Source organism: Nostoc sp. 106C, from assembly GCF_002154725.1.
GTDB lineage: Bacteria > Cyanobacteriota > Cyanobacteriia > Cyanobacteriales > Nostocaceae > Aulosira.
Genome location: NZ_MTAW01000166.1, coordinates 53,672 through 60,794, shown reverse-complemented (window position 1 = coordinate 60,794; position 7,123 = coordinate 53,672). Strand labels below are relative to the sequence as shown.

Genomic DNA, 7,123 nt, shown 5'->3' with positions numbered 1-7,123 from the left:
TCTCCGTATTTACTTATCTTCACATAGTTTGGTTTTTTCGTGCCTACTTACTTACAACAGCTTTCACACGTTGCTCTGGAGTTCCGTGATGGTGTCTGCTGCCCCAGTCATAATCTCCAATGTGATAAGCTAGGCTAGCAATTTCTAAAGTATCGCGCTCATCTAAAGTAATATTAGGAATCAACCCTAAATAAACTCCTGCTAAACAATCTGCTTGTAGTTCGGATATTGGTGTGATCCTTGGTTGAAATCCATAAGCAGTTTGCATGGCATGAGCATATTCATGTGCAACTATATAGGCTAAAGCCGCATCTCCAAAATGATAAGCCATTTGAATATCTTGACTAGTAATATATACAGTGTGGTTTAGTTTGCAATATAAGCTACCGTAAATACGCCCACAGCTAGTAAGAGATCCTCTAGCAACGTTCCAAATTAATTGTGGTGTTGCTTTATAACCATGAATATGTTGGATACCTGTATATACTCCATCTACAACAGCTTGAGGTGCCCATTCTGCTTTGACAGGAACATTTGCTAGAACGGATGCCATACTAATTAGAGCTGTAGTCAATGCCTTGAGTGCTTTCATTGTCACCTGATAATGCTTGCTTCAATTTGATGTTGTTGACGCATAAATTTAGGGTGAAATCCCTTAAAATTTGATGACGCATTTTCAGCAAAAAAGTGCTTACAGCTATTTTTAAGTAAATGAACCACGGCTTTTTTGATCACGCAGAGGCGCAGAGTCGCAGAGAGTAAGATGAATGCGTGGGCTAAATACATGAAAACTGCTGTAAACATAAAAAATATTGAACGACTAAGGCACTAAGATTAAGTATATGGTGGGCAATGCCCACCATATCCCAATACATTTCAGTTAAGAAAATTCCTCTGTAGAGTCAAGGAAACAGGGGAAGAAAAGACAGGCTTATCTGAAATGTATTGCACTATAGCCGGATTTTGGTGGGCATTGCCCACCCTACTTTGATTTCAAATATATTTTGCCAGTCAAATTACTTATATTTAAGTGGTTAAAAATAGCTGTATTTATAAAGGTTTGACTTTGGGATTTGAATTAATAGAAATAAATTAATTGTTTAATCGATAGCAGATAGCTTTATCAAATTGAACCCGCTCAAATGATGTATCTAGGTGGATAGTGGTTTCAGCATTACCGAGAAATAAATAGCCATCTGGATTTAATTGCTGCTTGATTTTTTTTAGTAAGGCTTTTTTAGTCGGGATATCAAAGTAAATTAAAACATTGCGTAAAAATATCACGTCACTTTTGGGGAGGGATGACCAAGATTGCACAAGGTTGATCTGGCGAAATTCTACCATCTGAAGAATTTCGTCGTTAATTTGCCAGTCATGATCAATCTGCTGAAAATAGCGATCGCGGAAATTTTTTGGTAGCCCACGCTGTATTTCTAGTTGGTTATAACGTCCTTGTCTAGCTTTGGCTAATACTTTGTGGGAAAAATCGCTAGCAATTAGCTTAAAAGACCAATTGGCAAGCATGGGAAAATGTTCTCTAATGAGCATGGCGATGCTGTATGGTTCCTGTCCATTAGAGCAGGCTGCACACCAAATATTGAGCGATCGCTCAATGGTTCGTTTAGCGATCAACTCTGGTAGCACAACTTTCTTCAGTGCTTCAAAGGGTTGAGTATCACGAAAGAAGGATGTTTCGTTGGTAACTAGGGACTCAATTACCTGGCTGTGAAGACTGCTGAACGGTTGAGTTCGTAGATAACTTACCAAATCGGCAATTGAAGCAAATTCTGCCAATTCTGCAATTGGCTGCAAATATAGCTCTGCTAGATAGGTTTTGTCGGCATACAATACAACTGCCGAATGATTGTAAACTAATTCACGCAGAAATTGAAAATCACTAGTGCTTACACCCTTTGTCTGTTTCATTACAGACCTGAAAGAGGAACTTGATTGTAACGGATTCGGCGGATAATTTCACCTGCCATTTGGTCGAGAGGAAGAATTTCATCAGCTAGTCCTGCATTGACAACGAAACTAGGCATTCCCCAAACCACACTACTAGCTTTATCCTGTGCTAGTACCTGTCCGCCTGCTTCCCGGATGCATTTACAGCCATGTAACCCATCTTGTCCCATTCCTGTAAGTATAACCGCGATCGCTCTACTACCAAATACATTTGCTACGGAACGTAATAGTACATCTACGGAAGGACGGCAGGAATTTTCTGGTGGTGCTTGATGAGTGGCAAGTCGAACTACATCTCCCTGACGTTGTACAACCATATGGAAATCTCCAGGTGCAATCCAAGCTTGCCCCGGCTCTAGTATCGCTCCAGGAACTGCTTCATCTACGCGGATTTTACACTTAGAAGCTAATCTTTCTGCTAATAGTTTCGTAAACGTCGGTGGCATATGTTGCACAATTAAAATGGGAACTCCTAAATCTGCTGGCAGCGCAGGAAGTAGTTTCGCTAAGGCATTAGGCCCTCCTGTGGAAACCCCAATTGCAACAACATCTACCTGTTCTATGCGTCTGTGACCGGGAGTAATAAGTGAATCGTTGATTGTTATTGGTGGAGAAAACAAACTAATTCCAGCACCAAATAATTTAATTTTGGGGATTAATTCCTCACGAATATGTTGGTTAGTTGCCTCTACGCTCCCTAAGTTACTAGGTTTTGTTGCATAATCTGAAGCACCCAAAGACAGAGCTTCAAGTGTTGCAGTTGCTCCAGTCCGTGTAGAGGTGCTAAACATAATCACTGGCAGGTGTGAATAAATTTCTCGGATTGCCGCCAAAGTTTCTAAACCGTTCAGATCCGGCATCTCGACATCTAGAACGATCACATCGGGATTGACTTGAGGAATCTTTGCTAGGGCAATGCGACCATTAGCGGCAACTCCTACTACCTCTAGTTCTGAATCACTAGACAAAATTTTGCTAACTCGACTACGAACTACTACCGCGTCATCAACAACGAGAACCCGGATCTTGGGCATACACTTTCACCAGGCGGAGGGGGGCAAGGGAGTGTGGGGAGTGTGGGAGAGGGTGGGGAGAAATGGGACAACGAGAGAAGTCTGAGCGGAGGAAGTCTTTGCTCAGAACTTCGCAGGGACAGGGGAGAAATAACTCTTGACTCTTAACTAATAACCAATGACAAATGACCAATGACCAATGATCGCTAATATTTAAACTGACTGACAACTTTCTGCATATCTACAGCCATGCGAGCTAGTTCTGTAGCTGCTTGTGAAGTATTACTGGCACCAATTGTCGTAGTTTGAGCATTGATTGCCACAATGCCGATATTTTTAGCAATATCCGAGGTTCCTTGGGCTGCCTCAGCTATATTTCGAGCGATTTCATTAGTGGTTACTGTTTGCTCCTCAACCGCACTAGCGATCGTACTTTGAAGGTCGTTAATCTGGTTGATGATGTCAGTAATTTGAGTGATAGCACCAACTGCACTTTTGGTATCAGACTGAATTGCTTCTATTCGCTGGCTAATATCTTCGGTAGCATTTGCCGTTTGTTTGGCGAGTTCCTTAACCTCATTTGCTACTACTGCAAATCCTCTACCAGCATCCCCTGCTCTAGCTGCCTCAATCGTAGCATTCAAAGCTAACAAGTTTGTTTGTTGCGCAATCGAGGTAATGACTTTGATTACTTTGCCAATTTCAACGCTACTTTGACCGAGTTTCCCAATTGTTTGGTTTGTGCGATCGGCAGTTTTAACTGCCTCAGCCGCCACTTGTGCTCCGCTAGCAACAGTCTTAGCGATTTCGCGAATGCTGGCATTCATTTCTTCTACCGCAGTTACTACTGTAATCGTGTTTTGATTTACCTGTTCTGCTGAGGCGGATGCGGAGGTTGCTTGTTCAGAGGTTTGTTCAGCATTTGTGGTCATTTCTTTACTAACTGCGGTTAGTTCTTCGGAAGAAGACGCAACAGCTGTGGCAACTTCTGCCATTTGTCTGATGGAAGACTTGAGGCTGCTAATCATCTGATTGGCATTATCGCTGAGTTGTTTGAACTCTCCTGCATTGCGTGCTTTGATTTGTTTTGCCAAATTTCCTTGGGAAACAGCTAGGGTAACTTCATTAATACTTTTTATCTGTTGTGCTAGATTAGTGGACATTTGATTCAAATTGTCCAGCAATTCTTTCCAAGAACCTTCTGCTTCTTTAAGCACAACTTGAGAACCAAGTTTTCCTTCTTTGCCAATCTCGGTTGCTAGGCGAGTTACTTCGGTAGCAAAGTTTTGGTTGAAACTCATCAATTCATTAAAAACTGAAGCAATTTCACCCATGCCATTGTTTTCCACTGGCAGACGAACGCTAAAATCACCGTTTTTGGCTGCTTGCATTGCTGTTAGTAATGGTTGCAGTTGCGGATCTGTTGTGCCGTAATTCGTATCTATCGCATCTGTAGTATTATTTGAGGGAGATTTAGAGTTGTTCGCTGCTTTCCCAGTCCTATTTGTAGCCATTGCCAAATTCTCCTAAATTTTTAAATAAAAGAACTTCTAAAGTTAAGATCTAGAATTTTTTCAATGTCTAGAATTAGCAGAAACCCTTCTGGTAGCGGGTAAGCTCCTGCTAGCATCTGACGCATTTTACCTTTTAACGTTGCTGGTGGGGGTTGAACGGTGTTTTTTGGCAACGCTAAGACATCCCCGACATCATCAACGAGCAGGCTAACTACTTGATCGCTAGAACGGACAACGATATTAAATCCCTCAAGCTCATCTATAAGCTTAGTAGTTGAACGCATCGCCGATTCACCCATTTCTAATCGCTGCTGCAAATCAATTACAGTCAGAATTTGTCCCCTGAGGTTAATTAATCCACAAATATCTGGTGGAGCTAAAGGTACACGAGTCACACCTTGGGGACGAATCACTTCTTGAACGTGCTGCACATCAATGCCAAAAAAAAGTCCATTGAGAAAAAAAGTGCAAAGTTGTAGTTCAACCACCATCGCTCCCTGGCAATAAATAAGGGTTGGCAATCCTAATCACAGCCTCAACGTCAAGAATTTCTGTGATTTGACCTTGAATTACTGCACAGAAAAGCACGCCTGGTCTGCTAGGGATACCTTTAATTGTCAGTGGTTCGTCTACAATGTCAAGAATGCGCTCAACTACTAGCCCAATACTGAGTTTGGAATCAGGGGAGACGATCGCAATCTCTAATGTCTCTGTTGCTTGATCGAGTTCTCTGTGGTGGCGATCGCTAAATATGGTGTGAAGATCGATCAGGGGTAAAATTTTACTGTTCAACTGCACAACATACTGGTTACCCACTTTTTCCACAGCCGCGGCAGAAATTTTTTCCAGCCGAAATGCTGTTGTTAGCGGCACACCCATAGGTGCGCCTTCAGGCCCTGTAAATAGTAAAATCATTTGGCGATCGCTTGTTGGTTCTGGGATATTTGCAACTTCTACACTCGCCAATTGCTGATGTTTCTCGCGCACACCAGCTTGTTTTGCCAAACCTACAATATCCAGAATTAATGCGACTTTGCCATCACCTAGAATAGTGGCTCCCGCAAACAGAGATAAACTTTTTAACTGCTTTCCTAGTGGTTTAACAACGATGTCTTGAATATCTTCTATTGTGTCCACAACTAGCCCAAATCGATAGTTATCAGCTTGGACAATTACGAGGCTAAGGGTTTCCAAGTTGGTGATCTTATCTTGAATCTGCAAAGCTTGATTGAGGTAAATCAATGGCACAAGATTTCCCCGCAAGCGATACACGGGTACATCGTAAAGCATCTCAATATTATTTAGTGCCGCCTGTGCTTCTAAACAAACTAGCTCTTGTAAACTCGTTTGAGGAATAGCATAGCGATCGCCGCCACTAGTAACCATTAACGCTGGGATAATTGTTAATGTCAGCGGCATTTTAATTTTAAATGTTGTGCCTTGTCCCTGCTGACTGTAAATTTCAATGCTACCGTTAATTTTTTCAATATTGCTCTTGACAATATCCATACCTACCCCTCGCCCAGAAAGGCTAGTGACTCGTTCACTGGTCGAGAAGCCAGGTAAGAAAATTAAGTTGATTGCTTCCGAGTCGCTCATTGCAGCAGCCTGAGTAGCACTGACTAAACCGAGTTGCTGCGATCGCTGTTTGAGTTTTTCGGGATTGATTCCGCGACCATCATCGCCTATTTCAATATTGACTTTACCGCTTTCATGAAAGGCTCTCAGAAATATCCTTCCGATAATTGATTTACCAATAGCACTGCGTTCGGTTGGTAACTCAATGCCATGATCTATGCAGTTGCGTACTAGATGAGTTAAAGGGTCTTTAATGGCTTCAATAATACTTTTGTCGATTTCAGTATCTACCCCTATCATTTCTACTTGAACTTGTTTACCAGAAGCGATCGCTAAATCGCGAATTACACGCGGGAACTTTTGCCAGATACTACTAATCGGTTGCAGTCGAGTTTTCATCACTCCTGCTTGTAAATCGGCTGTAATTTGGTTCAAGCGTTGGCAAGTAGCGGCAAAACTACTATTCTGAAACTTATCTGAAAATGCGATCGCCTGGTTACGAGCTAATACCAGTTCACCCACCAAGTCCATTACTCGATCTAAAAGCGCCACATTCACTCGAATATACAATTCTGAGGCTGTAAGAGTTGAGTCATCCGTTTCGCTATCAAACGATGGGACAGACTGCTTTACAGTAGTGACAACTTGCTCAGTCTCCTGTAATTTAGTTAAAGCTTGAATGAGTTCTGCATAATCGCGATCGCCTTCATGTCTTGTAGCTTTAATTTCAGACAAAATTTGCCGGATGGTGTCAATGGTTTGCAGTAAGGCGCTAACGATCCCAGGCGTCACGGCTAATTGGCGATCGCGCAGCCGCGAGAGCAAACTTTCCGCCGCATGAGCTAGTGCTTCTAACCTAGGAAAGGGTAAAAAGCCGCAGTTCCCTTTTAATGTGTGGAGTGAGCGATAAATCCGAACTAGCACTTCTCCACTGGGAGGCGCTTTCTCTAGATCGATAATGTCTCGTTCAATTTCATCCAGATTCTCATAGCTCTCAACGAGAAATGCTTCTATATCATCGTCAATTTCTGCTAACTCCATTGCATTGATAGA

The 7,123-nt window shown here is 42.2% G+C and carries 6 protein-coding genes; all 6 read right to left on the bottom strand.

Translation table 11 applies throughout. From position 1 onward, the window contains the following. Positions 1 to 43: 43 nt before the first annotated feature. Positions 44 to 553 (bottom strand): neutral zinc metallopeptidase, encoded by a 510-nt coding sequence (locus BV375_RS25235; protein ID WP_243714046.1) that lies wholly within the window; start codon positions 551 to 553, stop codon positions 44 to 46. A gap of 539 nt (positions 554 to 1,092) precedes the next feature. Further along, entirely contained in the window at positions 1,093 to 1,926 is an 834-nt protein-coding gene (locus BV375_RS25225) for a protein-glutamate O-methyltransferase CheR (RefSeq protein WP_086765593.1), read from the bottom strand. Next, the gene (locus BV375_RS25220) at positions 1,926 to 2,999 is read right to left on the bottom strand and encodes a chemotaxis response regulator protein-glutamate methylesterase (RefSeq protein ID WP_086765591.1); all 1,074 of its coding nucleotides are present in this window, start codon (positions 2,997 to 2,999) and stop codon (positions 1,926 to 1,928) included. The genes BV375_RS25225 and BV375_RS25220 overlap by 1 nt, the downstream gene beginning before the upstream one ends. Before the next feature lie 185 nt (positions 3,000 to 3,184). After that, positions 3,185 to 4,492 carry a methyl-accepting chemotaxis protein gene (locus BV375_RS25215; protein WP_086765589.1) on the bottom strand — a complete coding sequence of 436 codons (1,308 nt, stop codon included), beginning with the start codon at positions 4,490 to 4,492 and terminating at the stop codon, positions 3,185 to 3,187. Between the two features lie 20 nt (positions 4,493 to 4,512). Beyond that, positions 4,513 to 4,983 (bottom strand): chemotaxis protein CheW, encoded by a 471-nt coding sequence (locus tag BV375_RS25210; protein ID WP_243714045.1) that lies wholly within the window; start codon positions 4,981 to 4,983, stop codon positions 4,513 to 4,515. Next, entirely contained in the window at positions 4,973 to 7,111 is a 2,139-nt protein-coding gene (locus tag BV375_RS25205) for a chemotaxis protein CheA (RefSeq protein ID WP_086765587.1), read from the bottom strand. The genes BV375_RS25210 and BV375_RS25205 overlap by 11 nt, the downstream gene beginning before the upstream one ends. Between the last annotated feature and the right edge of the window lie 12 nt (positions 7,112 to 7,123).